The 23,576-nt window shown below is 73.6% G+C and carries 17 protein-coding genes; 5 read left to right on the top strand and 12 right to left on the bottom strand.

All coding sequences use genetic code 11. From position 1 onward, the window contains the following. Positions 1 to 208: 208 nt before the first annotated feature. On the bottom strand, positions 209 to 847 hold the full coding sequence (locus tag SZN_RS23955) for a hypothetical protein (protein WP_007499606.1): 639 nt from the start codon (positions 845 to 847) through the stop codon (positions 209 to 211). Positions 848 to 1,001: 154 nt separating this feature from the next. Beyond that, positions 1,002 to 2,459 (bottom strand): adenosylhomocysteinase, encoded by a 1,458-nt coding sequence (gene ahcY / locus SZN_RS23950; RefSeq protein ID WP_007499603.1) that lies wholly within the window; start codon positions 2,457 to 2,459, stop codon positions 1,002 to 1,004. 502 nt (positions 2,460 to 2,961) lie between these two features. Between ahcY and SZN_RS23945 the strand changes: the two genes are divergently transcribed. Beyond that, on the top strand, positions 2,962 to 5,112 hold the full coding sequence (locus SZN_RS23945) for a fructose-specific PTS transporter subunit EIIC (protein WP_043732696.1): 2,151 nt from the start codon (positions 2,962 to 2,964) through the stop codon (positions 5,110 to 5,112). Positions 5,113 to 5,270: 158 nt separating this feature from the next. On the opposite strand, the gene SZN_RS23940 is transcribed toward SZN_RS23945, so the two are convergent. The 7 genes from SZN_RS23940 to SZN_RS23915 form a co-directional block, all read right to left on the bottom strand. Continuing rightward, a complete protein-coding gene (locus SZN_RS23940) occupies positions 5,271 to 6,251 on the bottom strand; it encodes a cation diffusion facilitator family transporter (protein ID WP_007499600.1) in 981 nt (326 codons plus the stop codon). Positions 6,252 to 6,414: 163 nt separating this feature from the next. After that, on the bottom strand, positions 6,415 to 7,566 hold the full coding sequence (manA, locus tag SZN_RS23935) for a mannose-6-phosphate isomerase, class I (protein WP_007499598.1): 1,152 nt from the start codon (positions 7,564 to 7,566) through the stop codon (positions 6,415 to 6,417). A 145-nt stretch (positions 7,567 to 7,711) separates the two neighbouring features. Next, on the bottom strand, positions 7,712 to 8,842 hold the full coding sequence (locus tag SZN_RS23930; RefSeq protein WP_007499596.1) for an SIS domain-containing protein: 1,131 nt from the start codon (positions 8,840 to 8,842) through the stop codon (positions 7,712 to 7,714). A 157-nt stretch (positions 8,843 to 8,999) separates the two neighbouring features. Further along, entirely contained in the window at positions 9,000 to 9,170 is a 171-nt protein-coding gene (locus SZN_RS38935; protein ID WP_007499594.1) for a Trm112 family protein, read from the bottom strand. Between the two features lie 222 nt (positions 9,171 to 9,392). Beyond that, positions 9,393 to 10,757, bottom strand: a complete 1,365-nt coding sequence (locus tag SZN_RS23925) for a phosphomannomutase/phosphoglucomutase (protein ID WP_007499591.1) — start codon at positions 10,755 to 10,757, stop codon at positions 9,393 to 9,395. Positions 10,758 to 10,858: 101 nt separating this feature from the next. Further along, complete coding sequence (locus tag SZN_RS23920; protein WP_043732700.1) at positions 10,859 to 12,475, bottom strand: L-lactate permease; 1,617 nt, start codon at positions 12,473 to 12,475, stop codon at positions 10,859 to 10,861. Positions 12,476 to 12,709: 234 nt separating this feature from the next. Then, positions 12,710 to 13,087 carry a DUF3499 domain-containing protein gene (locus SZN_RS23915; RefSeq protein WP_007499587.1) on the bottom strand — a complete coding sequence of 126 codons (378 nt, stop codon included), beginning with the start codon at positions 13,085 to 13,087 and terminating at the stop codon, positions 12,710 to 12,712. Between the two features lie 342 nt (positions 13,088 to 13,429). On the opposite strand from SZN_RS23915, the gene SZN_RS23910 reads away from it, so the two are divergent. Then, positions 13,430 to 13,879, top strand: a complete 450-nt coding sequence (locus SZN_RS23910) for a metallopeptidase family protein (protein ID WP_078508873.1) — start codon at positions 13,430 to 13,432, stop codon at positions 13,877 to 13,879. A 157-nt stretch (positions 13,880 to 14,036) separates the two neighbouring features. Here SZN_RS23910 and SZN_RS23905 read toward each other — a convergent pair whose 3' ends face one another. The 3 genes from SZN_RS23905 to SZN_RS23895 all read right to left on the bottom strand — a co-directional run bounded on the left by SZN_RS23905 (position 14,037) and on the right by SZN_RS23895 (position 19,846). After that, a complete protein-coding gene (locus SZN_RS23905) occupies positions 14,037 to 15,575 on the bottom strand; it encodes a DUF5719 family protein (RefSeq protein WP_007499583.1) in 1,539 nt (512 codons plus the stop codon). Next, positions 15,572 to 19,267: a glycosyltransferase family 2 protein gene (locus SZN_RS23900; RefSeq protein ID WP_078508871.1), complete on the bottom strand. Its 3,696-nt coding sequence runs from the start codon at positions 19,265 to 19,267 to the stop codon at positions 15,572 to 15,574. The genes SZN_RS23905 and SZN_RS23900 overlap by 4 nt, the downstream gene beginning before the upstream one ends. A 315-nt stretch (positions 19,268 to 19,582) precedes the next feature. Continuing rightward, complete coding sequence (locus SZN_RS23895) at positions 19,583 to 19,846, bottom strand: WhiB family transcriptional regulator (protein ID WP_003975777.1); 264 nt, start codon at positions 19,844 to 19,846, stop codon at positions 19,583 to 19,585. 719 nt (positions 19,847 to 20,565) lie between these two features. On the opposite strand from SZN_RS23895, the gene SZN_RS23890 reads away from it, so the two are divergent. From SZN_RS23890 to SZN_RS23880, 3 genes are read left to right on the top strand one after another with little or no spacing between them, the layout of a single operon-like run. Then, positions 20,566 to 21,078, top strand: coding sequence for a cysteine dioxygenase (locus SZN_RS23890; protein WP_007499579.1), 513 nt, complete (start codon positions 20,566 to 20,568; stop codon positions 21,076 to 21,078). Positions 21,079 to 21,112: 34 nt separating this feature from the next. Then, on the top strand, positions 21,113 to 22,072 hold the full coding sequence (cofD, locus tag SZN_RS23885) for a 2-phospho-L-lactate transferase (RefSeq protein WP_007499577.1): 960 nt from the start codon (positions 21,113 to 21,115) through the stop codon (positions 22,070 to 22,072). Next, positions 22,069 to 23,379, top strand: coding sequence for a coenzyme F420-0:L-glutamate ligase (locus SZN_RS23880; RefSeq protein ID WP_007499575.1), 1,311 nt, complete (start codon positions 22,069 to 22,071; stop codon positions 23,377 to 23,379). The genes cofD and SZN_RS23880 overlap by 4 nt, the downstream gene beginning before the upstream one ends. Positions 23,380 to 23,576 lie beyond the last annotated feature (197 nt).

Raw genomic sequence — 23,576 nt, 5'->3', positions numbered from 1 at the left:
TGCTGTGGCCGGGAGGGTTTGCCGGAGGCTCGCGGCGTCCGGTGCGATGCCCCGCACGGCGGAGCCTCGTCCGCGTACCGGACGTACCCGGGTGAGGCGACAACGCGGCGAGGGGCCGTGCCGGGCGTCGCGAGCCGGTGAACCCTCCCGGCCACCGCACCAGCGCCGAGTGCGGCGCCGCCCTCCCGGTCACCGCACGGCCGACGGCTCAGTCCGGTCGGCCGGTGTCGTCTCGGGGGAAGGCGGACGGCGGTGATTCGAGGTCCTCCAGCTCGATGCCGGGGGCCGAGAGGACCACGTCGCCCGCGATGTGCACGGTGTGCCGTTCCCCGGTGTCCAGGGCTGTGACCTGGTACTCGTCCACGAGCAGGGGGCCGTTGTCAGTGGCGTGTGCTTCGCTGTTCACCAAGGTCCAGGACTCGTCCACGGTGCGGGGGGCGAGGACCGGGTCCGTGAAGCAGACCAGGCGTACGCGGGTGGCCGAGGCGGAAGGGGTGAGGCGCAGGAGACGGGCGGTGGCGACGAGGAACGCGGGGGACGTCCCGGCGAAGGCGTGGGCGCGCACGTTGCCTTCCGTGGCATCGGAGCCGGTGGGGCCGGTGCGGACCCAGGTGACGCCGTCGAGGGCGGCGCCGCGCACCTGCCAGCCGCCGGCGTGCAGTTCGAGCCGGATGGGGCGGCCGAGTTCGTCGAGGGCGAGGTCGACCGAGCCCCCGTGATCGCCGCTGGGGGTGGTCCGTTGGGCGACGTAGCGCCAGCCGGAGGGGCCGGGGGCGCACTGGAAGTGCTCTTCTGCGAGGGGGGTGTGATCGTGCGGATCGTGGAGCGAATAGCGGCCGCGGGGCATCGGGGTCCTGGATCTTGACGGGCTGGTCCGGCCGCGGGCCGTGGGGCGGGCCGGGGCCGCGCCGGGGCTCACGGGCCGAAGGGGCAGGCCCCCGACACGGGGGTGCGGGGGCCTGCCTCGGAGGTCTCGCCGCTCTGGGGCGCGACCGGTCGGCTCAGTAGCGGTAGTGGTCCGGCTTGTAGGGGCCCTCGACCTCGACGCCGATGTAGGCGGCCTGCTCGGTGCGGAGCGTCGTCAGCTTCACGCCGAGCGAGTCCAGGTGGAGGCGGGCCACCTTCTCGTCCAGGTGCTTGGGCAGCGTGTACACACCGGTCGGGTAGGTGTCCGGCTTGGTGAAGAGCTCGATCTGCGCCAGCGTCTGGTCGGCGAAGGAGTTCGACATGACGAAGGACGGGTGGCCGGTGGCGTTGCCCAGGTTCAGCAGGCGGCCCTCGGACAGGACGATGAGGACCTTGCCGTCCTCGAAGGTCCAGGTGTGGACCTGCGGCTTGACCTCGTCCTTGACGATGCCCGGGATCTTGGCGAGGCCGGCCATGTCGATCTCGTTGTCGAAGTGGCCGATGTTGCCGACGATCGCCTGGTGCTTCATCTTGGCCATGTCCGAGGCCATGATGATGTCCTTGTTGCCGGTCGTGGTGATGAAGATGTCGGCCTTGTCGACGACCTCGTCGAGCGTCGTGACCTGGTAGCCGTCCATCGCGGCCTGCAGGGCGCAGATCGGGTCGATCTCGGTGATGATCACGCGCGCGCCCTGGCCGCGCAGGGACTCCGCGCAGCCCTTGCCCACGTCGCCGTAGCCGCAGACGACGGCGGTCTTGCCGCCGATGAGGACATCGGTGGCGCGGTTGATGCCGTCGATCAGGGAGTGGCGGCAGCCGTACTTGTTGTCGAACTTCGACTTGGTGACGGCGTCGTTCACGTTGATCGCCGGGAACAGGAGGACGCCGTCGCGCTGCATCTCGTACAGGCGGTGGACGCCGGTCGTGGTCTCCTCGGTCACGCCGCGGATCTCGGACGCCAGCTGGGTCCACTTCTGCGAACCGTCCGTGATGGTGCGGTGCAGGAGTTCGAGGATGACGCGGTGCTCGTCGGACTCGGCGGTGTCGACGTCCGGGACCTTGCCGTCCTTCTCGTACTCGACGCCCTTGTGGACGAGGAGGGTGGCGTCACCGCCGTCGTCGAGGATCATGTTCGGGCCGCCGGTGGGGCTGTTCGGCCAGGTCAGCGCCTGCTCCGTGCACCACCAGTACTCCTCCAGCGTCTCACCCTTCCAGGCGAAGACCGGGATGCCCCGGGGGTTCTCGGGCGTGCCGTCCGGGCCGACGGCGATGGCGGCGGCCGCGTGGTCCTGGGTGGAGAAGATGTTGCAGGAGGCCCAGCGGACCTCGGCGCCCAGGGCGACGAGGGTCTCGATGAGCACGGCGGTCTGCACGGTCATGTGCAGGGAGCCGGTGACGCGGGCGCCGGCCAGCGGCTGCGCCTGCGCGTACTCCCTGCGGATCGACATCAGGCCGGGCATCTCGTGCTCGGCGAGGGTGATCTCCTTGCGGCCGAAGTCGGCAAGGGAGAGGTCGGCGACCTTGAAGTCCTGCCGGTTGTCGACAGTCGTCATGCGAGCTGCTCCTCGGGATCGGATCGAGGGTGGGTACGGCTGGTCTGCGCGGCGGCGGGCACAGAGGTGCCCGAGGAGGACACGGGGATGCCCGCGTGCGCGCAGCGCAGTCCGTCGGAGGCCCTCTCTCCCTCGGCCGGTCCGTGCGGGACCGCCCGACCGCCATCAGCAGCGACGTCTGGCTCCGACCCAAGCTACACCGGGACCCCCGCCCGTCCCCAGCCCGCCGGGGAGGGATCGAGCCATCGCGAGGTGCGCGTCGGGGTGGGGACGGGGGTGTCCGGCGGCCGTCCGCCGGGGTAGGTGGCGAGGGGGCGCGGAAGCGAGGGCGGGACACCGGCGAAGGGCGGCCAGGACGGTCGTCTCCGGATGTTCCGGTGATTGCGCCCCTGTGAGCGTGCCGATCGGTGAGGCAGGACGCCCTGCGGATCGGGACCTCTGATCGACCCTGCGGGACGCCCGGGACGGCGTACCCGTGCGACGAAGGCGTGAGGAGAATGATGTGACCAGTCCGGCCGGCCCTCCCCCCACGGGCGGCGGTGGCGGTGAGCAGCGGAGGTGGAAGCTGCTCGCGGTGACCGCGTGCCCGACCGGCATCGCCCATACGTACATGGCGGCAGAGAAGCTCGCGCAGGCGGCCGAGAGCCGCGGCATCGGCATGAAGGTGGAGACGCAGGGGTCGATAGGGGCCGAAAACGTTCTCGACGACAACGATGTCAGCCAGGCGGACGGTGTCATCGTCGCCGCCGACAAGGATGTGGACCTGAGCCGTTTCGCCGGGAAGCGGGTGCTCTCGGTCGGGGTGGCGGAGGCCGTCCGTCATCCCGGGGAGCTGATCGAGCGGGTGCTCTCGGCGCCCGTGCACACCCCCGCGGGCTCCCCCACAGCCACCTCGTCCGGCGGCGGCAGGGAACGCGGCGTCGGATACAGGGCGCTGATGAACGGCGTCAGTTACATGATCCCGTTCGTCGTCGTCGGCGGGCTGCTGATCGCGATCTCGCTGTCGCTCGGCGGCAGCACCGACCCGGCGGGCGGCCTCGTCATCCCGAAGGACTCCTTCTGGATGGACGTGAACAACATCGGTGTCATCGGCTTCACGCTGATGGTGCCGATCCTGTCCGGCTACATCGCCTACGCGATCGGGGACCGGCCCGCCCTCGTGCCCGGCATGATCGGCGGCTGGATGGCCAACACCGGTTCGCTGTACGACTCCAAGGCGGGCGCCGGGTTCATCGGGGCGATCGTGACCGGGTTCCTCGCCGGGTACCTGGTGCTGTGGATCAAGAAGGTGAAGGTCCCGAAGTTCGCCCGGCCGATCATGCCGATCATCGTGATCCCGATCGTGGCGACGACGGCGCTGGGGCTGTTCTTCGTCTACGTGCTCGGCAGGCCGATCTCCTGGGTGTTCGAGAACCTGACCGAGTGGCTGAGCGGGATGACGGGCACGAGCGCGATCCTGCTCGGCGCGATCCTGGGGCTCATGATCGCGTTCGACATGGGCGGTCCGGTCAACAAGACGGCGTTCCTGTTCGGCGCCGGGCTCATCGCGACCGGCAACCAGACGGTGATGGGCATGTGCGCGGCGGCGATCCCGGTCATGCCGCTGGGCCAGGGGCTGGCCACGCTGCTGCGCCGGCGGCTGTACACCGAGCAGGAGCGGGAGACCGGGCTCGCCTCGCTGTTCATGGGCTGCTTCGGCATCTCCGAGGGCGCGATCCCGTTCGCGGCGGCGCGGCCCGCGCAGGTCATCCCCGCCAACATGCTGGGCGGTGCGGTCGCCGGTGCGCTCGCCGGGGTCGCCGGTGTGGAGGGCGCGGTGCCGCACGGCGGGCCGATCGTGGCCGTGCTGGGTGCGGTGGGCGGCGTGCCGATGTTCTTCGTGGCGGTGCTGATCGGCTCGGTCGTCACCGCGCTGACGACGGTCGCGCTCATCGACCTGAGCGAGCGCGGGCGGCGCGCGGCGCCAGGTGCCGCCAAGGGTGGCGGTACGCCGGTGCCGGAGCGCGTGCTCGCCGGCGCGGCCGTCGGAGCGGCGGGGGCTGCCGCCGTACGGAAGTCCGCGGCGGAGCCGGAATCGGGCGGCGCGGGTGCGCCCGTGGCTGCCTCCGGCGAGGGCGGCGCGGGTGCGCCCGTCACCGCTCCCGCTGAGGGCGGCATGCGTACGCCGACTGCTGCCTCCGCCGAGGAGGGCGCGGGCGGGGTGCTGTCCGGTCATCTCACCGAGCTGACCGTGCGGGTCGAACTCGCCGCCGGGGACAAGGAGTCGGCGATCCGTGAGATGGCCGGTCTGCTGGCGCGGTCCGGAAACGTCGCGGATCAGGACGAGTTGGTGGCGACGGCACTCCGGCGCGAGGAGCAGGGCACGACCGGGCTCGGTGAGGGGATCGCGGTTCCGCACGCCAAGACGGACGCGGTGACGGCGCCGGTCGTCGGCTTCGCCCGCTCCGAGCGGGGCGTCGCGTGGGACTCGCCGGACGGTACGAGGGCGAGGCTGGTGTTCATGATCGCCGTACCGGAGGCGGCCGCGGGCGACGAACATCTGCGGATCCTGGCGCGGTTGTCGCGGAAGCTGGCTGACGGGGCTTTCCGGGGGCGGCTGTTGGCCGCGCCGGACGAGGCGGCGATCCTCGGGGTGCTGCGCGAGGTCGGCTGACGGCACGCGCGGGCCCCTGCTGCGGGTGCGGAACGCGGGCCCGTTCGCCCGGCCGTCCGGCGGTCGGCCTTCGCGCTCTGAGGTGCAGCGCACGGCGAGGGCCCACCGGGTAATGGCGTCCGGTGGGCCCCCTCGTGGTGCGCGGGTGTGCGGGGGTGTCAGTGATCGGCTTCCTGGGGCGCCGGGCCGCCGGGAGCCGCCTCGGCGTCGGCACCCCTGGCGGCCTCGGAGTCGCTGTAGATGTCGGGTTCGAGGTAGATCGCGCGGGCGATCGGCACGGCCTCGCGGATGCGGGCCTCGGCGGCGTCGATGGCGGCGGCGACCTCGCCCGCCGTGTCGTCGTGGCGGACCGCGATCTTCGCGGCGACCAGCAGTTCCTCGGGGCCGAGGTGGAGCGTGCGCATGTGGATGACGCGGGTGACGACGTCACCGTCGACGACGGCGGCCTCGATCTTCCGGACCTCCTCGGCGCCCGCGGACTCGCCCAGCAGCAGCGACTTGGTCTCGATGGCCAGCACGATCGCGATGAGCACGAGCAGGACGCCGATGAGGATGGTGCCGATGCCGTCCCAGACGCTGTCGCCGGTGGCCGCGGTCAGGCCGACGGCGCCGAGGGCCAGGATCAGACCGGCCAGCGCGCCCAGGTCCTCCAGCAGCACCACGGGCAGTTCGGGGGCCTTGGCGTGGCGGACGAACTGCTTCCAGGACTTCTGGCCCCGCGAGACGTTGGACTCCTTGACTGCCGTCCGGAACGAGAACGACTCGGCGACGATCGCGAAGACGAGCACGCCGACCGGCCAGTACCAGTGCTCCATCTCGTGGGGGTTCTTCAGCTTCTCGTAGCCCTGGTAGACGGCGAAGACGCCGCCGACGGAGAACAGGATGATCGAGACGAGGAAGGCGTAGACGTACCGCTCGCGGCCGTAGCCGAAGGGGTGTTGGGGGGTCGCCTCGCGCTTGGCCCGCTTGCCGCCGACCAGCAGCAGGAACTGGTTGCCCGAGTCGGCGAGCGAGTGCACGCCCTCGGCGAGCATCGAGGACGCCCCGCTGAACGCGAACGCGACGAATTTCGCTACCGCGATCGCGAGGTTGGCGGCGAGTGCCGCCACGATCGCCCTGGTTCCGCCTGCCGCGCTCATGAGCCGGGTGTCCCTTCGCCTGCGTACGTACGCCGTCCGGGGCGTCGCCGAGGGGAGCCGTGGCCCCCGCTCGGCTGTGCCCGCGCTGTGCGTGTGCTGTGCCGGTGGGCCATTGTTGCAGCCCGGCACGGAAGGGGTCCGCCACGTGACGGGATACGTGCGGTCAGACGACGACCGTGGCCCGGAAGACCGTGCCGGCGCCGGTCACTTCGGCCTTCTCGCCCGCCGGGACGAAGACCGAGCGGCCCGGGGTCAGCTCGAACTCCCCGGCGCGCAACCGGCCGGCGGTGCACAGCAGGATCTGCGGCGTCGCGCGGGTGAGGTCGTGGGCGGTGGTGCCCTCGGGCAGGACGTAGCGGGAGAGCCGGAACTCGTCGATGGGGGTCTCGTAGACCTCCTCGCCGTCGGGGGCCGCCTCCGGGCGCAGCACGCCCGCGTCGCCCGCCTCGAAGCGGACGATGCGCAGGAGTTCGGGGACGTCGACGTGTTTGGGGGTGAGGCCGCAGCGCAGGACGTTGTCGGAGTTGGCCATGATCTCGACGCCGAGTCCGTCGAGATAGGCGTGCGGGATGCCCGCGCCGAGGAAGAGGGCCTCGCCGGGCTGGAGCCGGACGTGGTTCAGGAGCATCGCGGCGATGACCCCGGGGTCGCCGGGGTGGTGGTGGGCGATGTCGGCGTACGGGGCGTACGCGCGGCCGAGGCGGGAGCAGGCGGCCGCGGCCTCCGCGACGGTGCGGGCCATCTGCTCGCGGTCGGCGGTGAGGATCGCGGTGAGGACCTCGCGCAGGGCCGCCTCCTCGGGGCGGGCGTGCAGCAGGTCGACGTACGGCTTGAGGGAGTCGACGCCGAGGCCGTCCAGCAGCGCGGCGGCGGCGAGCGGGGCGCGGAATCCGCACAGGCCGTCGAACTCGGTGAGCGCGCAGATCAGTTCGGGCTTGTGGTTGGCGTCCTTGTAGTTGCGGTGGGCGGCGTCCGCGGGGATGCCGCGGCGCTGCTCGTCCGCGTAGCCCTGCCCGGCCTGCTCCAGGTCGGGGTGGACCTGGAGGGAGAGCGGGGCGCCGGCGGCGAGGATCTTGAGCAGGAACGGCAGCCGGGGGCCGAACTTCGCCACCGCCGCGTCGCCCAACTCCCTTCGCGGGTCGGCCTCGATCACCTCGGCGAGAGTGCCGCGTCCCGTGCGCGAGGGGGCGCCGGGGTGCGCGCCCATCCACATCTCCGCCTGCGGTTCGCCGGTGGGTTCGACGCCGAGGAGGCCCGGGAGGGCGGTGGTGGAACCCCAGGCGTAGGGGCGGACGGTGTTGTCGAGGCGGTCCATGCGGGTTGTGCCTGCTCTCTGTGCGTGCGTGGCGCTGTGCGGGCGCGCGGCGTTCTGCGGGTGGGGCGCGGAGCGCTCCGCGCGCGCCGCCGTCGGTACGAGGGTGCCCGCGCGGGTACGGCTGCCGGTGCGCCCCGGGGACAGATCAGGCGCCCGAGGCGAGCGCCAGGTAAACGGCGGCGAAATCCGTGATGGCGATCAGCTCCGCGAGGGTCTCCAGCTCGCCGCCGGGCTCCGGTTCCAGTTCGCTGATCGGCGTGTCGTGGCTGAGGGCCAGGTCGCGGGCGCTGGGCGCGGCGGTGAGGCCGCCGATGGGGCGGTCGCGCAGCAGCACCACGCGCGCGTGCAGCGCGGGAGTTTCCTCGACGCGGTCGCGGAAGAAGTCGTCGGGGTCGGCGCTGGCCGCGAGCCGCCCGGCGAGCAGGGCGCTGTGCGCGGCGAGGGCCTCGGGCAGTTCGGCGACGAGGGCGGGGTGGCCGGAGAGTTCGGCGAGCGCGGCGGCGAACCTGCGGCCGGCCGGTCCGGCGGAGACGCCCTCGGTCCAGATCAGCGGGAGCGCGTCGGCAAGTTCGGCGGCGAGGGTCTTGGCGGGGTTGCTGTAGGTGGCGATGGCGGGCCCGCAGCGCTCGGCGATGTGGTCGAGGCGGTCGGCGACCTTCTCGACGGCCTCGGGCGGGGCGCTGAGCAGGCCGGTGCGGTCCAGGAGGGCCAGCAGGGGGGTGAGCAGGGCCCAGAGCACGCCGGGTGCGGAGGCGGCGAGGGGTGGTTCGTCCTGCTCGTAGGGGGCGGTGGCCATCGGTACGAACAGGCCGTGGCTGTTGTGCACGGCCTCGGTGAGCGGGGTGGCGTCGGGGGCGACGGCGACGACCGTGCAGCCGCGGCGGTATGCCTGTTCGGCGAGCAGGGACAGGCCGGGTTCCGAGCCGTCGGGTGTGGCGATCAGCAGCAGGTCCACGGAGCCGGCCCAGCCGGGCAGCTCCCAGCGCAGGGCGCCCGCGGCGGGGGCGACGCCGGTCGGCGCCAGCCGGGTGACGGGGCTGGTGGCGCCGGCGAGCGTGCCGAGGAAGTCGGCGACGCAGATGGCGGCGGCGCCGGGGCCCGCGATGAGGACGGCGCGGGGGCGGCCGTCGGGCCGCAGGCCGCCGATACCGGCCTCGACCGCGTGCCGGGCGGCGGTGCGGACACGGGCGCCTGCCTCGGCCGCGCCGCGCAGCAGGGCACGGCGGTCGGCCTCGGCGAGCGCCTCCGGCGTGTCCAGCAGCGATTCGTCGAGCATGGGCGGCAGCCTCCGATCGCCGGGTCGTCTGACGGCTGATTGTGCCGGGTGGCTCTGGGGGCCGGTGGGTCGGTGCGGTGGTTCTTCTTCGCGTGTTGCCGCTGGGCGCGGTTGTATGTGGGCCGTCGCGCCCCGGGTCCGGGGCGGCGGGCGGCGGCTACGCGGGGCGGCGGGCCTCGTCGACCAGCAGGACCGGGATGCCGTCGCGGACGGGGTAGGCCAGTCCGCACTCCTCGCCGGTGCAGATCAGCTCGGTGTCCTGCTCGGTGAGGGGGGCGTGGCAGGCGGGGCAGGCGAGGATCTCCAGGAGGCCGGCTTCCAGCGGCATGGCGGGTCCCTTCGGGGTGGGTGGGCGCTACGGGGGCTGAGTGGATGTGCCTGGTCAGGGTACCGCCGGTGGGGGCGGGGTGCGGGGGCGTACGCCGCACCCCGCCGGGCGCCGCACGGGGTCCGCGGCGCCGGGCGGTCCGGGCGCTCCCGGGGGTGCGGGGCCCCCGGGGGTGCGGGGCCCCCGGGGGTGCGGGCGGTCCGGGCGCCCCGGGGGCGCGGCTCAGGCTCTGACGATCGCCAGCACCTCGTCGCGCACCTTGGCCATCGTGGCCTCGTCGCGGGCTTCCGCGTTCAGGCGCAGGAGGGGTTCCGTGTTGGACGGGCGGACGTTGAACCACCAGTCGGCGGACGACACCGTGAGGCCGTCGAGGTCGTCGAGGGTGACGCCCTCGGTGCCCTCGTAGGCGGCGCGCACCGCAGCGAGGCGGCCCGCCTGGTCGGCCACCGTGGAGTTGATCTCCCCCGAGCTGGCATAGCGGTCGTACTGGGCGACGAGCGCGGACAGCGGGCCGTCCTGGCCGCCGAGGGCCGCGAGGACGTGCAGGGCGGCCAGCATGCCGGTGTCGGCGTTCCAGAAGTCCTTGAAGTAGTAGTGGGCGGAGTGCTCGCCGCCGAAGATCGCGCCGGTCCTGGCCATCTCGGCCTTGATGAAGGAGTGGCCCACGCGGGTGCGGACGGGGGTGCCGCCGTGCTCGCCGACGACCTCGGGGACCGACCAGGAGGTGATCAGGTTGTGGATGACCGTGCCCCGGCCGCCGTTCCTCGCCAGCTCGCGCGCGGCCACGAGGGCGGTGACGGCGGACGGGGAGACGGGTTCGCCCCGCTCGTCGATCACGAAGCAGCGGTCGGCGTCGCCGTCGAAGGCGATGCCGAGGTCGGCGCCCTCCTCGCGGACCCGCTTCTGCAGGTCGACGAGGTTCGCCGGGTCCAGGGGGTTGGCCTCGTGGTTCGGGAACGTGCCGTCCAGTTCGAAGTACATCGGGACCACGTCGAGCGGCAGGCCCGCGAGGACGGTCGGCACCGTGTGGCCGCCCATGCCGTTGCCCGCGTCGACGACGGCTTTGAGGCGGCGCACGGCGGTGAGGTCGACGAGGGACCGCAGATGGGCCGCGTAGTCCTCAAGGGTGTCGCGCCGGACGAGGGCGCCGCTCGTCGCGGCGGGTGCCGGGGCGCCCGACTCCAGCCACTGCTCGGCCAGTTCGCGGATCCGGGTGAGGCCGGTGTCCTGGCCGACGGGGGCGGCGCCCGCGCGGCACATCTTGATGCCGTTGTAGCGGGCGGGGTTGTGCGAGGCGGTGAACATGGCGCCCGGCAGGTCCAGCGCGCCCGAGGCGTAGTACAGCTGGTCGGTGGAGCACAGGCCGATCTCGGTGACGTCGGCCCCGAGCCGCGCGGCGCCGCGCGCGAAGGCGCGGGACAGCCCGGGGGACGAGGGCCGCATGTCGTGCCCGATGACGATCGCGCTCGCCTCGGTCACCTGGACGAAGGCGGCGCCGAACAACTCGGCCAGCGGCTCGTCCCACTGGTCCGGGACCACTCCGCGTACGTCGTACGCCTTCACGATCTGTGACAGATCAGCAGCCACGGCCAGCCCTCCTGGAGTCCTGTCGGTCACCTCCAAACTACCCGCCCGCACTGACAGGGCGCTGCCCGGAGGCGTGCCGTAACCTCAGGTCAGCGGGGTCGTCAGGGCAGCATCCAGCCGAGCACCGGGGAGCTCTGCCCGACCACGATCAGGCACATCACCAGCAGCAGCCCGAGACTCCACGGCAGCACTCTGCGCAGCAGGTCCCCCTCCCGGCCGGCGAGCCCCACGGCCGCGCAGGCGATGGTGAGGTTCTGCGGCGAGATCATCTTGCCGAGCACACCACCTGAACTGTTGGCGGCGGCCAGGAGTTCCGGCGAGAGGCCCGATTCGCGGGCCGCGGTCACCTGCAGCGCGCCGAACAGGGCGTTGGCGGAGGTGTCCGAGCCGGAGACGGCGACGCCGAACCAGCCCAGCACCGGGGAGAGGAAGGCGAGGCCCGCGCCGGCCGCGGCGACGAAGTAGCCGATGGTGGCGGCCTGTCCGGAGAGGTTCATGACGTACGCGAGCGCCAGCACGGACGTGACGGTCAGGATCGCGAACCGCAACTCGTGCACGGTGGCCGCCCATTCCCGTACGGCCACGCGCGCGTGCACGCCGAGGACGACGGCCGTGCACATTCCGGCGAGCAGCACGAGGGTGCCGCCGGTGGAGACGATCGGCCAGCTGAAGACGTTGCCGGCGACCGGTTCCCCGTCCGGGTTCGCGACGTTCAGCAGGGGCCAGTCGAAGGTCCGGGTCGCCCCCGCGAGCCACTCCTTGACCACGGGGATCTGGGCGACGGAGAAGATCACGACGATCAGCGCGTACGGCGTGTAGGCCCGTACGACCTCCCCGCGCGGGTCGTCCTCGTCGAGTTCCTCGCTGCGCGTGCCGGTCAGCACGGACGCGCGTACGGCCTCGGCGGCCGGCACGCGCGCGCGGGGCACGGCGACCAGGGCGGCCGCGCCCGCCAGGGCGGCGCCGATGTCGGCGAGTTGGGCGGATACGTAGTTGGAGGCGGCGAACTGCGCGACGGCGAAGGCGACTCCGCACGCCATGGCGGGCACCCAGGTCTCGCGCAGCCCGCGCCTGCCGTCCACCAGCCAGACCAGGACGAGCGGGACCACGAGGGCCAGCAGGGGTGTCTGCCGTCCCACCACGGAGGCCACGTCGTCCAGCGGCAGTCCGGTGACCTGGGCGAGGGTCACCACGGGGGTGCCCATCGCCCCGAACGCCACGGGCGCGGTGTTGGCGACCAGGGCGACGACCGCCGCCCGTACGGGCTCGAACCCGAGGGCGACGAGCATCACCGCGGAGATCGCCACGGGCGCGCCGAAGCCGGCGAGGGCTTCCAGCAGCGCCCCGAAGCAGAAGGCGACGACGAGGGCCTGGATGCGCGGGTCGTCGGACAGCCGCCCGAACGACCGGCGCAGGATGTCGAAATGACGCGTGTGCACGGTCATCCGGTACACCCACAGGGCGTTGACGACGATCCACAGGATGGGGAAGAGCCCGAAGACGGCTCCCTGGACGCCGCTGGAGAGCGTCTGGCCGAGCGGCATGCCGTAGACGAGCCAGGCGACCAGCACGGCGGAGAGAAGCCCGGTGAGCCCGGCGAGGTGGGCCTTCATCCGGACCGCGCCCAGCAGCACGAGGACGATCACCAGGGGCAGCGCCGCCACCAGGGCCGAAAGCCCCAGCGATCCGGCGACGGGTTCCAGTTCCTGGACGTACACGGGCGCCTCCCCGGCTTCCGTCATGCGGAAAGCGATTTCTCGTTCCGGCATACGGAATGATCGTGTCCACGCCAAGGCACGTCAATGGTCGTGCGGCACCCGGCGAAACGAGCGGGGCGGAGACGGCACAGAGGCGCCTCAAGGAGAAGGCGGAGGGATGCAGGGGGAAGGGCGCAGGGGGAAGGGCGCAGGGGGAAGGGCGCAGGGGGAAGGCGAAAGGGGAGACGCGCGCCGTCAGTTGTCGGGCGAGCGCAGGACGCGCAGATGACCCCGGCGCGCGACCTCCATCGGGTCCGCGCCGCGCGATCCACCGCCGCCGGCCCCTGCCGCGCGCTGCTGCGGACGGGCCGCCTCGCGCACGGCGTTGGCGAGCGCCTCCAGGTCGTCGCCGCTCGGGCGGGCCGGGGCCGAACTGTCCAGCAGGCGGACGACCTCCCACCCGCGGGGGGCGGTCAACCGCTCGGAGTGCTCGGCGCACAGGTCGTAGCAGTGCGGTTCGGCGTAGGTGGCGAGCGGGCCGAGGACGGCGGTCGAGTCGGCGTAGACGTACGTCAGCGTCGCTACGGCGGGACGGCCGCAAGCGGTGCGCGAACAGCGACGTACAGGGCTCACGACGTTGGACGGTACCGCACTCTTGAGCGGGCCGCGACGACTCTCCCCCGGGTCACCCCACCGTGTCGTGTACCGCCGGGGCGCCTGACCTCTTCTCGCCACACCCGCTCTGACCTGCACGTATGCAATACTCCGCCCCCTCTGCCCCGTTCAGGACCGGTCACCACTCGGTACAAACCATGTCAATTACCTCGACCTCAACCGACTCCGAGAGATAGGGAATCGAGCCCAAGCTTGGCTTGAATGGTCATCCTCCGACATGCCGCACGCGGGGCGGACGCGGTCCCGGCCCCGCGCGCGGATCGGACAGGCGGTGGCCGCGAGGACTACGCTTCGTCGGTGATGGAGATGCCCGTACCGCCTCGCGCCGCCGGCCCCGGGCCCCGCCGCCGTGATCGCCACGGACGGGGCATGCGCGGGCCGATCGCACCGCCCCAGGTCCCCCTCGCCGCCAGCCGCGCCGACGCCTTCGCCGACCTGGTGCAGGACTCGGTGGAACGCCTGGAACGCCGCTGGCCGCAGCTCGCCGACATCGATTTCCTGGTCCTGGAGGTCCCCCGCCTGGACGGGCCGGGACGGGACTGGAACGACGAGGCCGTCCCCCTCGGCGGGACCGTCGCCGCGCGCGAGGGGCATCCGGCGCGGGTGGTGGTCTACCGCCGCCCGGTGGAGATCCGCACCAAGGGCCGCGACGAGCGGGCGGCCCTGGTGCACGAGGTCGTCGTGGAGCAGGTGGCGGAGATCCTGGGCCTGACCCCGGAGACGGTGGACCCCCGCTACGGCGAGGACTAGGAGACCGCTGAAGATCCCGCTCCGGCCGCCCGACTCGCCCTGGACTGCCGAGACATGTCAATCGCCGTCAACCAGGGCAAGCCAGGCGTCGTTTCAAGATCTTCAGGACGCTTCCGGGGCCTGCCGCGCCACGGCGTCGGCGTCCGTCGCCCCGTGGTCACCCGCCGGACCGCTGGAGCACCGACAGGTCCTGCCGCGCCCGCGGTACGGACACGGTGCCGCGGTCGTCCGGGAGCGTCTGGACGGTGAACGCCTCGACGCCGTCCCGGGGCACCGTCAGTGTGCGGGAGGCGTAGGCCGGGCCGCCCGAGACCGTCTCGACCGTCAGCGCGTACGTGCCCTTCAGGCCGCTCGGCACCGGCACGGGCACCTCCTGGGTCGTACCCGCCTTGATCGTGTACGTCTTCGAGGCCGGCGCCCCGCCCCCGCTGCCCGCCGACGCGGTCACCCTGACCTCCGCGGCCCCGAACGGCGCCGCCACCGAGAGGGTCGTGCCCTTCGCGCGGTTGTCCGCGACCGTCGCGCGCGCGGCCACCGGCCGCGTGGCCGGGATGAACGCCGTCTCCTGCCGGGTGCCCTTGCCGCGCACCACCCGCACCGCGGCCACCACGGGCACGGACCGGTCCGCGGGCGTCAGCACCAGGGAGCCTGCCTCGCCCCGCATCACGTCGCCGAGGTCGACCGCGGCCGTCATGCCCGCCTTGACCGCCAGGGACTCGTTGCCCGCCGGGGTGATCAGCGCGGAGGGCGAGGCGAGCCGCACCTTCAGGTCGGCGTCGGCGTCCCCCGGCGCGAACACGACCAGGCGCACGGATGTCGCGTCCTTCGGGATGCCCGGGACCACCAGGCTGCCCGCGGGATCGGCGGAGGCGGCCAGCCAGTCCCCGCCGAGCTTGTCGTCCAGGGCCTGCACCGAGGCGCCCACCCGGCCGCTGCGCACACTGACGCGCACGGTGACGTTGTCCGGCTTCTCGGCGGTGAGCGTCGACAACAGGACGGGCTCGGCGGAGCGCGGCTGGACGGTGATGCCCTCGCCCGCCTTGCCCTCCAGGGCGCCGTCCTTGCCGTACAGCTCGATGTCGACCACCGCGGTGGAGTCGTCCGGGTTGGTCAGCTGGACGTAGTCCGTGCGGTCCGGGGCGGCGCTGGCGCCGGGGAACCAGAAGTCGGTGTCCGGAGCGGTGCAGTTGACACCCTGGAGGCCGCGTCCGCTGCCCGTGGCGACCTCAGTGGTCTGCTGCACGCTCCAGCCGGGCGCGAACCGTCCGTCGGCCGTCCCGACCAGGGCGGGCGAGCCGGCGCCCGACGCCTTCCCGGTGGACGGCCTGCCGGGCTCGCCGCCCTTCAGGACCGGCTTGCCCGCCTTCCCGGACGCCTTGCCGGACGTGTCCGTCCCGGCGCCGTCCTTGCCGCCCGCGCCGGTGCCGGGCCGCGTCCCCGCCGCCCGGAGCTGCGCCGTGCCGCCGCCGCCCGCGCCCTTGGTGACGGGCGTGAACGAGGTGTACGCCGTCTCGGCGAGGTCCGACATGCTCGGCGTGGGACACACCAGGCTCGTGCGCTCCACGGGCAGCTTCGTCGCCGTCCCGGCGGCGGCCGCACCGGCGCCGGACGCGTCGGGCGTGGTCAGCGCCGCGAACCCGGTGACGGCGGCGAGCGCGCAGACTCCGGCGATCAGGGAGAGGGTCGGGCGGTTCACTGCTGGCTCCCGTCGGGACGCTGGCCGTCGGGCCGGTGCCCGCGCGCCTGGTCGTGGGCGGGGTCGTAACCCTGCTGGTAGGTCTGCTCGTACGGCGGGTCGTAGGGGCCCTGCCGGCCCTGTCCGCCGTACGCGTAGGGGTCGTACCGACCACCCTGGTACGGGTCCGCGCCGTACCCCTGGTTGTAGCCGGCGGGCGGATGGCTCTGGGGGACCGCGCCGCCGTGGTACTGCTCGCCGCTCTGGCCCCCGTGTCCGGCGCCGGCGTGTCCGGGCGTGTCCCACTCGCCGTACGGCGGCTGCTGCGGGATCTCGACGGCGGGCGCCTGCGAGGGCGGGAGCGGGAAGTCGTCGGCGGGAGCCGGGCCCTCGGGCCCGGCGGTGCCCTCCGCCCCGGCCTGCGCGCGCAGCCGCCGGGCCCGGCGGCCCTCGCCCGCCATGGCCTCGGCCGGGACGGGCTGCCGCTCCTCGGGCAGGTCGTCGTCGATGTCGCGGCGGCGCCCCGGAAGGGCCATCACGACGAGCACGAGGGCGAGGAAGCCCTGCGTCCACAGCCAGGTGGTGCGGCCGGCCGGATCGTCGTAGGTGACGTCCAGCCTGCCGCCGCCCGCGGGCAGTTCGAATCCCTGCGCCCAGCCGTCGACGGTCGTCGCGGTCAGGGGGCGGCCGTCCAGGGTGGCGCTCCAGCCCTGGTCCGCGGTGTCCGCGAGGCGCAGGACGCGCCCGTCGGCCCCGGCCGGGACCGTGGTGTGGATCTCGACGGGGCCCGCGGCGACGGGCCGCGGCTCGGCAGCGGCGGAGGCGCCCGATGAGCCGCCCGCGGTGACGATCGCCGCGCGCGACACCTGCCGGTCGACGCGCCACAGCGCGCTGCCGTCCTGCTCGCTGAGGCGCGACAGGCCGGGCGTGGCGTCCAGCACGCGCGCGACCTCGCGCGGCGCGCCCTTGTGGACGAGGACGTAGCGCACGGCGAACGCGCCCAGCTGGTCGGCCTGGTCGGCTCCGGAGCCGGCGACCAGATTGCCGACGATCTTGTCCAGCCGGGTGTTCCCCCCGTCGGCCGCGGCGATCTCGGCGTCGCCCAGGCGGGCGCCGGAGCCGCGCACGAGGAGGTAGCCGACGCGCGCGGGGGACTCGCTGCTCAGCACGAGGGTGCGGGCCTGGTCGCGGGTGCCGCTCTCCTCGGCGACGAACGCGGGCACCTGCACGGGGTCTCGGCGCTTCAACGGCCCGTCCGCGCCGGCGATCATCCAGCCGGCGGCGGCGAGCAGCGGGCCCGCGGCCGCGGTGAACGCGATGAGCGCGGCGACCGGCTGACGCCAGCCGAAGTTCTGCTCGGCCACGCGCGCGCGTGCCCCGTCGGCGCCGAGCAGGGCGGCGGCCAGCAGGGCGATGCCGTAGACGAGGGTGGCGGGTCCGGCCCAGGTGGAGCCGTTGGACAGGGCCGCGAAGACGAGGCCCGCCAGGGCCGCCGCCCAGGCCGTGCGGATGCCGGTCTGCCGCTCGGAGCGCAGCAGGGCGGCCAGCGCGGCCAGGACGACGCCGAGGAGCATCAGGCCGCTGACGGTGCCGGGTCCGCCCGGACTCGCACCGAGCAGGTCCGTGGCGGACGCGGCCGAGGGGCCGTAGTCCAGGCCCGCCTGCCGGAAGAAGCCGAACGGCAGCAGTGACAGCGACCAGGGCGCGAGAATCAGTAGGGGCACGCCGAACTGGGCCAGGAAGCGCAGCCCGTAGGCGGTGATGTCGGCGCGCCGCACCGCCAGCAGGGCGATCCCGAGGAGCAGCGCGAGGGGCCAGACGATCGGTGTGAACGCCATGGCGACCGTCAGCAGCAGGGCGTAGGCCCAGGTGGCGCGCCAGCTGCCGCGCGTGCCGTCGCTGCCGGCGAGACCGGAGGCGGCGACGCCCGCGCGGGCGATCAGCGGCAGCAGGACGGCGAGGACGGCCGTGCCGAGCCGGCCGCCGGCCAGGGCGCCGGTGGCGGCGGGCAGGAGGGCGTAGGCGACGGCGGCCCACGCGCGCAGCAGGCGCGAGGGGACGAGCGGGCGGGAGGCGAAGTAGGCGCTGGCGCCGGCCAGCGGCACCGAGCACACCAGCAGGACGGTGACCGCGAGTCCGGTCGAACCGAACAGGAGGGAGGAGAGCATCGCCACGAGGGCGAGGTAGGGCGGCGCGGACGTGGTGACGCCGGCGCCGACCGGATGCCAGGAGTCGAGGTAGCGGGACCACAGGTCGGCGGAGTCGGCCGGGGCGGGCAGCAGGGCGCCGCCGGCGAGCGCGCCGCCGCCCAGGAGCGAGCGGCACGCGATCAGTGAGACGAGCAGCAGCACCAGGAAGAGGACCGGGCCGGGCTTGCGGGCGACCCGCTTCAGGCGGGCGAACTGCTCGATCTCCATGAAGTCGGCGTCGTCGCCGCCGGGTCCGGACTCGACCGCGCCGCCGTGCCGGCCGGCGCCGGAGGTCGCGTCGGGGTCGGAGCGGCCGACGAGGCTGCTCGCGGCCTGCTCGACGGTGGCCCGCACGGTCGCGCCGGGCGGCGGGAACAGTGCCCGCAGCTCGCCCTTGTCGATGACGGGGCTGCCGCGCCTGCGCCGTGCGGCGATGATCCGCTCGGGGCGCAGCAGGGTGCCCATGAGGCCGCGGATCTCGTCGAGGGCCTGGCCGGGGGCCTTGCCCACGAGGTAGGCGAAGGTCCGCAGGACCGTGCCGAGGACCAGGCGCAGCAGCACCCAGGGCAGCCCGGCGGTGCGGGTGTTGACGAGCAGGGTGTAGACGGCGCCCGCCTTGTCGACCTTGTGCGGGGAGGCGGCGGTGCGCCCCACGCAGTCGACGGTGCGGCGCTCGCGGGAGGACGCCTCGGCGTGCCGGACGACCGCCTCGGGCGCCACGAGGACGCGGTGGCCGGCGGCGGTGACCCGCCAGCACAGGTCGACGTCGTCGCGCATGAGGGGGAGGCGCCGGTCGAAGCCGCCGAGTTCCTCGAAGACGTCGCGGCGGACCAGCATGCCCGCGGTGGAGACGGACAGCACGGAACGGACGTGGTCGTGCTGGCCCTGGTCCTGTTCCCGGCGGTCCAGGCCGGTCCAGCGGCGGCCGGAGTGGGCGATGGTGACGCCGACCTCCAGGAGCTGGCGGCGGTCGTACCAGCCGCGCAGCTTGGGGCCGACGACCGCCACGTCGTCGCGGCCCAGTTCGCGTTCGCTCTCCACGACGCGCAGCAGGCCGGCCAGGGCCTCGGGCTCGGGGGCGCAGTCGTCGTGCAGCAGCCACAGCCACTGCACCGGCTCCCCGTGGGGGAGGTCGGGCAGGTCGTAGGCGTCGTCGTGCCAGGTGCGCGAGACGGGGTCCCAGCCGCTCGGCCGCTTCAGATAGACCAGCTCGTCCGGGGTCAGGACGGGTGCCGTGCGGGCGGCTTCCTCGACGGCCTGGCCGAATCCGGTGCGCCGCGCGAGGTGCAGGACGCGGTCGGCGCCGAGGGCGTCGGTGACCAGCTGCGCGGAGCGGTCGGCGCTGCCGGTGTCGGCGGCCACGGCGTACTGCGCGGGCCGGGTCTGGCCGAGCAGTCCGGCGAGCACGTCGGGCAGCCAGCGTGCGCCGTCGTGGGAGACGATGACCGCGGTCACCACATGACGCGGGAACTCAGGTGTGGCAGCGGCGTCGTACTGGGCTGCCGTGTGGCTGTGCACGGACATCGGCGTACAGGCCCCGGTTCGCTGGACTGCGGTGGACGCCTGTGCCCCCTCGGGGACAGCGGGGCGTCTCGGACGAGCGACCACACTATCGGCTGGGCATCACAGCGGCCCGTCGCCTGTGGACAACTCACCCGCGACGGGCCGTTCGAAAGATGTTCGAGACAGATTCACAACAGAGGCGGACGGATCGGGACAAGCGGATTCGTGCGCCCCGGGCGGCCGTTCCGACCGCCGACCGGCCGGGCCGTGCACTCCCGCCGCCCTGTCGCACGCCCGCGCTCGCGCCGTCCCCCGCGGGTCAGCGCCCCGCGCGGGTCAGACGGCGGCCTTCTTCAGCCGGCGGCGCTCACGCTCGGACAGGCCGCCCCAGATGCCGAAGCGCTCGTCGTTGGCGAGGGCGTATTCGAGGCACTCGGAGCGGACCTCACAGGCCAGGCAGACCTTCTTGGCCTCCCGGGTCGAGCCGCCCTTCTCGGGGAAGAACGACTCAGGGTCGGTCTGGGCGCAGAGCGCGCGCTCCTGCCAGCCGAGTTCCTCGTCCGCGTCGTCGACCAGCAGTTGCTGCACCAGCTCGGTCATGTGCGCCCCTCGTCTGTCTTTCGCGTCCCCGTGATGCGGCCGTTACCGATTCCGGCTGAACGACACGAGTGAAATTACAAGTGTGCTGCTCCGGGCGAGTCAAGCCGAGATCTGCTATTGGGCCCCTTATTCACTCTGCGGAACCAAGGGCTAGCGGAAAGTGTTCAAATCGGCATAAACGTTGACAACCAGACGAGACTCCCACGGGTGTCCGACCCCGCCCGAAGTCTGTACGGGAAAAGACGCCCAAAAGTTCGATCTCGTTGCACACACGCGCAGATGCGAACCGGATCACCGTCCGATCACAGGATCACAACGACGCACGAACGCTCGGATGTGCGCCATGTGTCCCGGTCACCCCCTGGACAAACCTTTCGCCTTCAAGATGAACCGGATGAGGTGAAAGCTGTGCCACACCGAGGGGCGCCGAGTTGACAGTGCCGGGCATGAACCGCTGTCCTTGTGGGCATGCTCGCGAACTCGGCCTCCACCTCGACCCGCCCCGCCGGGTCCCACGGTGCTGCCCGCGCTCGCTGTAGCTGTTGTTGCCGTTCCGGCTGTTGAGCCGTCCCCGACGCTCCGGCCGACTCTGAGTCCACCGCGACTCGGCTGCTTGTTCCCGCGCCCGCACCCGGGCCTTCCTGTCCCCCGCGACCCGGGCGGACGGTCCCGACACCCAGCCACCCCCCACTTCTTCCGCCAAGGAACCCACGCACCCCATGAACAGCGACAGCGACCTCCAGATCGCGGGCGACCTCCTCGAAGTCCCGCACCTCCTCCAGGCCCCGCGCGAGCACCCGGCCACCGTCGCCGAGTTCGCCGGCCTGGCCCGCTCCCTCGCCGCCGACCGCTCCCGCTGGGAACCGCTCGTCCGCTACGACGCGGCCTCCCGCTGGTACCACCGGCTGCGCACCGGCCCCGGCTACGAGGTGTGGCTGCTCAGCTGGGTCCCCGGACAGGGCAGCGGCCCGCACGGCCACGGCCGCTCCTCCGGTGTCCTGACCGTGCTGGACGGCACCCTCACCGAGCGCACGGACCGCGGCACGCGCGCGCTGGCGCCCGGGGCCCAGCGGGTGTTCGCCCCGGGCTACGCGCACGACGTCGTGAACGACGCGCTGGAGCCGGCCGTGAGCCTGCACGTGTACTTCCCCGGCCTGACCGAGATGCCGATGCGCACCGGCACCACCGCCGCCTGCCAGGCGCGCGGCGAGGCGCGTCCCGTGACTGCCTGACGCGTTGTCGTACCCGCCTGCCAGACTTGGCCCCATGCGCATTGTGGTTCTGGCAGGCGGCATCGGCGGTGCCCGGTTCCTGCGTGGTCTGAAGCGGGCCGTCCCGGAAGCGGACGTCACGGTCATCGGCAACACCGGGGACGACATCCACCTCTTCGGGCTGAAGGTCTGCCCCGACCTCGACACGGTGATGTACACCCTGGGCGGCGGCATCAACGAGGAGCAGGGCTGGGGCCGAGCCGACGAGACCTTCCGTCTCAAGGAGGAACTCGCCGCGTACGGCGTGGGTCCGGAGTGGTTCGGTCTGGGCGACCGCGACTTCGCCACCCACATCGTGCGCACGCAGATGATCGGCGCCGGATTCCCGCTGAGCGCGGTGACCGAGGCCCTGTGCGACCGGTGGAAGCCGGGTGTGCGGCTGATCCCGATGACCGACGACCGTGTCGAGACCCATGTGGCGGTCGACCTCGGCGGCGAGCGCCGGGCGGTCCATTTCCAGGAGTACTGGGTGCGGCTGCGGGCGTCCGTCCCGGCCGAGGCCGTCGTGCCCGTCGGCGCCGAGCAGGCGAAGCCCGCGCCCGGTGTCCTGGAGGCCGTCGCCGCCGCGGACGTGATCCTCTTCCCGCCGTCCAACCCCGTCGTCTCGGTCGGCGCGATCCTCGCCGTGCCCGGCATCCGCGAGGCGATCGCCGACGCGGGCGTGCCCGTCGTGGGCCTCTCCCCGATCGTCGGGGACGCGCCCGTGCGCGGCATGGCCGACAAGGTGCTCGCCGCGGTCGGCGTCGAGTCGTCGGCCGCCGCGGTCGCCGAGCACTACGGCTCCGGACTCCTGGACGGCTGGCTCGTCGACACCGTGGACGCGGCCGCCGTGGAGCGCGTCGAGGCGGCCGGGATCCGCTGCCGGGCCGTCCCGCTGCTGATGACCGGCCTCGACGCGACCACCGCGATGGCCCGGGAGGCCCTGGCGCTCGCCGAGGAGGTGCGCGTCGTATGAGCGGGACCGCCGACGACGGCTACCGGGTCTGGGCCGTCCCCGGGATGCCCGAGATCCAGCGGGGCGACGACCTCGCCAAACTGATCGCCGCCGCCGAACCCGGACTCGCCGACGGCGACATCCTCCTGGTCACCTCCAAGATCGTCTCCAAGGCGGAGGGCCGGGTCGCCGAGGCGGCCGACCGGGAGTCCGCCATCGACGCCGAGACCGTGCGGGTGGTGGCGCGCCGCGGTCCGCTGCGCATCGTGGAGAACCGGCTCGGGCTGGTGATGGCGGCCGCCGGGGTGGACGCCTCCAACACCCCCGCCGGGACGGTGCTGTTGCTGCCCGAGGACCCGGACGCCTCCGCGCGGGCGATCCGTGACGGCGTGCGCGAGGCGCTCGGCGTCGAGGTCGGGGTCGTCGTCACCGACACCTCCGGACGGCCCTGGCGCGCGGGGCTCACGGACGTCGCGATCGGCGCCGCGGGCGTGCGCGTGCTGGACGACCTGCGGGGCGGCACCGACACGCACGGCAATCCGCTGAGCGCGACCGTGGTGGCGACGGCCGACGAACTGGCCGCCGCCGGCGACCTGGTGAAGGGCAAGACCGCGGGGCTGCCCGTCGCCGTCGTGCGCGGCCTGGCGCACACCGTGACCGGGGACGGGCAGCAGGGCGCGCGTGCCCTGGTGCGCGCCGCGCGGGACGACATGTTCCGGCTGGGCACGTCGGAGGCGGTCCGGGAGGCGGTCGCCCAGCGGCGTACCGTACGGGCCTTCACGGACGAGCCCGTCGACCCGGGAGCCGTGCGGCGGGCGGTGGCCGCCGCGGTGACGGCGCCGGCGCCGCACCACACCACGCCCTGGCGGTTCGTGCTGCTGGAGTCGGCGGGGTCCCGGACGCGGCTGCTCGACGCGATGCGCGAGGCGTGGATCGCGGACCTGCGGGGGGACGGCAAGAGCGAGGAGTCCATCGCGAAGCGGGTGCGCCGCGGCGACGTGCTGCGCGACGCGCCGTACCTGGTGGTGCCGTGCCTGGTGATGGACGGTTCGCACACCTACGGCGACGCGCGGCGGGACGGGGCCGAGCGGGAGATGTTCGTCGTCGCCACCGGGGCCGGGGTGCAGAACTTCCTGGTCGCGCTGGCCGGCGAGCGGCTGGGCTCGGCCTGGGTGTCGTCGACGATGTTCTGCCGGGACGTGGTGCGCGAGGTCCTGGCACTGCCCGCCGGCTGGGATCCGATGGGCGCGGTCGCCGTCGGCCATCCGGCCGGGGAGCCGCGCCCGCGTCCCGCGCGGGACGCGGCGGCCTTCCTGGAGGTGCGCTGACCGCCGCCGCCGGACGCCTACGCTCGTAGCACCCCTTCCCTTCCGTGCACCCCTTCCGTGCACCCCTTCCGTCTTCCGAGGACTCGACCCGTGGCAGGACGATTCGCCCAGCGGCCCACGCGTACGACCGTGCGCGGCGGCGGTGCCGGCGTGCCCGCGGGGGTGCCGCGGCAGGCCGCCGCGCCCGCGCGGGTGCG

The sequence above is a fragment of the Streptomyces zinciresistens K42 genome (assembly GCF_000225525.1).
Taxonomy (GTDB): domain Bacteria; phylum Actinomycetota; class Actinomycetes; order Streptomycetales; family Streptomycetaceae; genus Streptomyces; species Streptomyces zinciresistens.
This window is presented reverse-complemented; position numbering and strand designations above follow the sequence as displayed.

Bases quoted from the DNA above. Each gene is read 5' to 3' on its own strand.
- SZN_RS23940 (WP_007499600.1), bottom strand. From the start codon at position 6,251: ATGAGCGCGGCAGGCGGAACCAGGGCGATCGTGGCGGCACTCGCCGCC.
- cofD (WP_007499577.1), top strand. From the start codon at position 21,113: ATGCGCATTGTGGTTCTGGCAGGCGGCATCGGCGGTGCCCGGTTCCTG.
- SZN_RS23930 (WP_007499596.1), bottom strand. From the start codon at position 8,842: ATGCTCGACGAATCGCTGCTGGACACGCCGGAGGCGCTCGCCGAGGCC.
- ahcY (WP_007499603.1), bottom strand. From the start codon at position 2,459: ATGACGACTGTCGACAACCGGCAGGACTTCAAGGTCGCCGACCTCTCC.
- SZN_RS23890 (WP_007499579.1), top strand. From the start codon at position 20,566: ATGAACAGCGACAGCGACCTCCAGATCGCGGGCGACCTCCTCGAAGTC.
- manA (WP_007499598.1), bottom strand. From the start codon at position 7,566: ATGGACCGCCTCGACAACACCGTCCGCCCCTACGCCTGGGGTTCCACC.
- SZN_RS23900 (WP_078508871.1), bottom strand. From the start codon at position 19,267: ATGTCCGTGCACAGCCACACGGCAGCCCAGTACGACGCCGCTGCCACA.
- SZN_RS23910 (WP_078508873.1), top strand. From the start codon at position 13,430: ATGGAGATGCCCGTACCGCCTCGCGCCGCCGGCCCCGGGCCCCGCCGC.
- SZN_RS23880 (WP_007499575.1), top strand. From the start codon at position 22,069: ATGAGCGGGACCGCCGACGACGGCTACCGGGTCTGGGCCGTCCCCGGG.
- SZN_RS23955 (WP_007499606.1), bottom strand. From the start codon at position 847: ATGCCCCGCGGCCGCTATTCGCTCCACGATCCGCACGATCACACCCCC.
- SZN_RS23895 (WP_003975777.1), bottom strand. From the start codon at position 19,846: ATGACCGAGCTGGTGCAGCAACTGCTGGTCGACGACGCGGACGAGGAA.
- SZN_RS38935 (WP_007499594.1), bottom strand. From the start codon at position 9,170: ATGCCGCTGGAAGCCGGCCTCCTGGAGATCCTCGCCTGCCCCGCCTGC.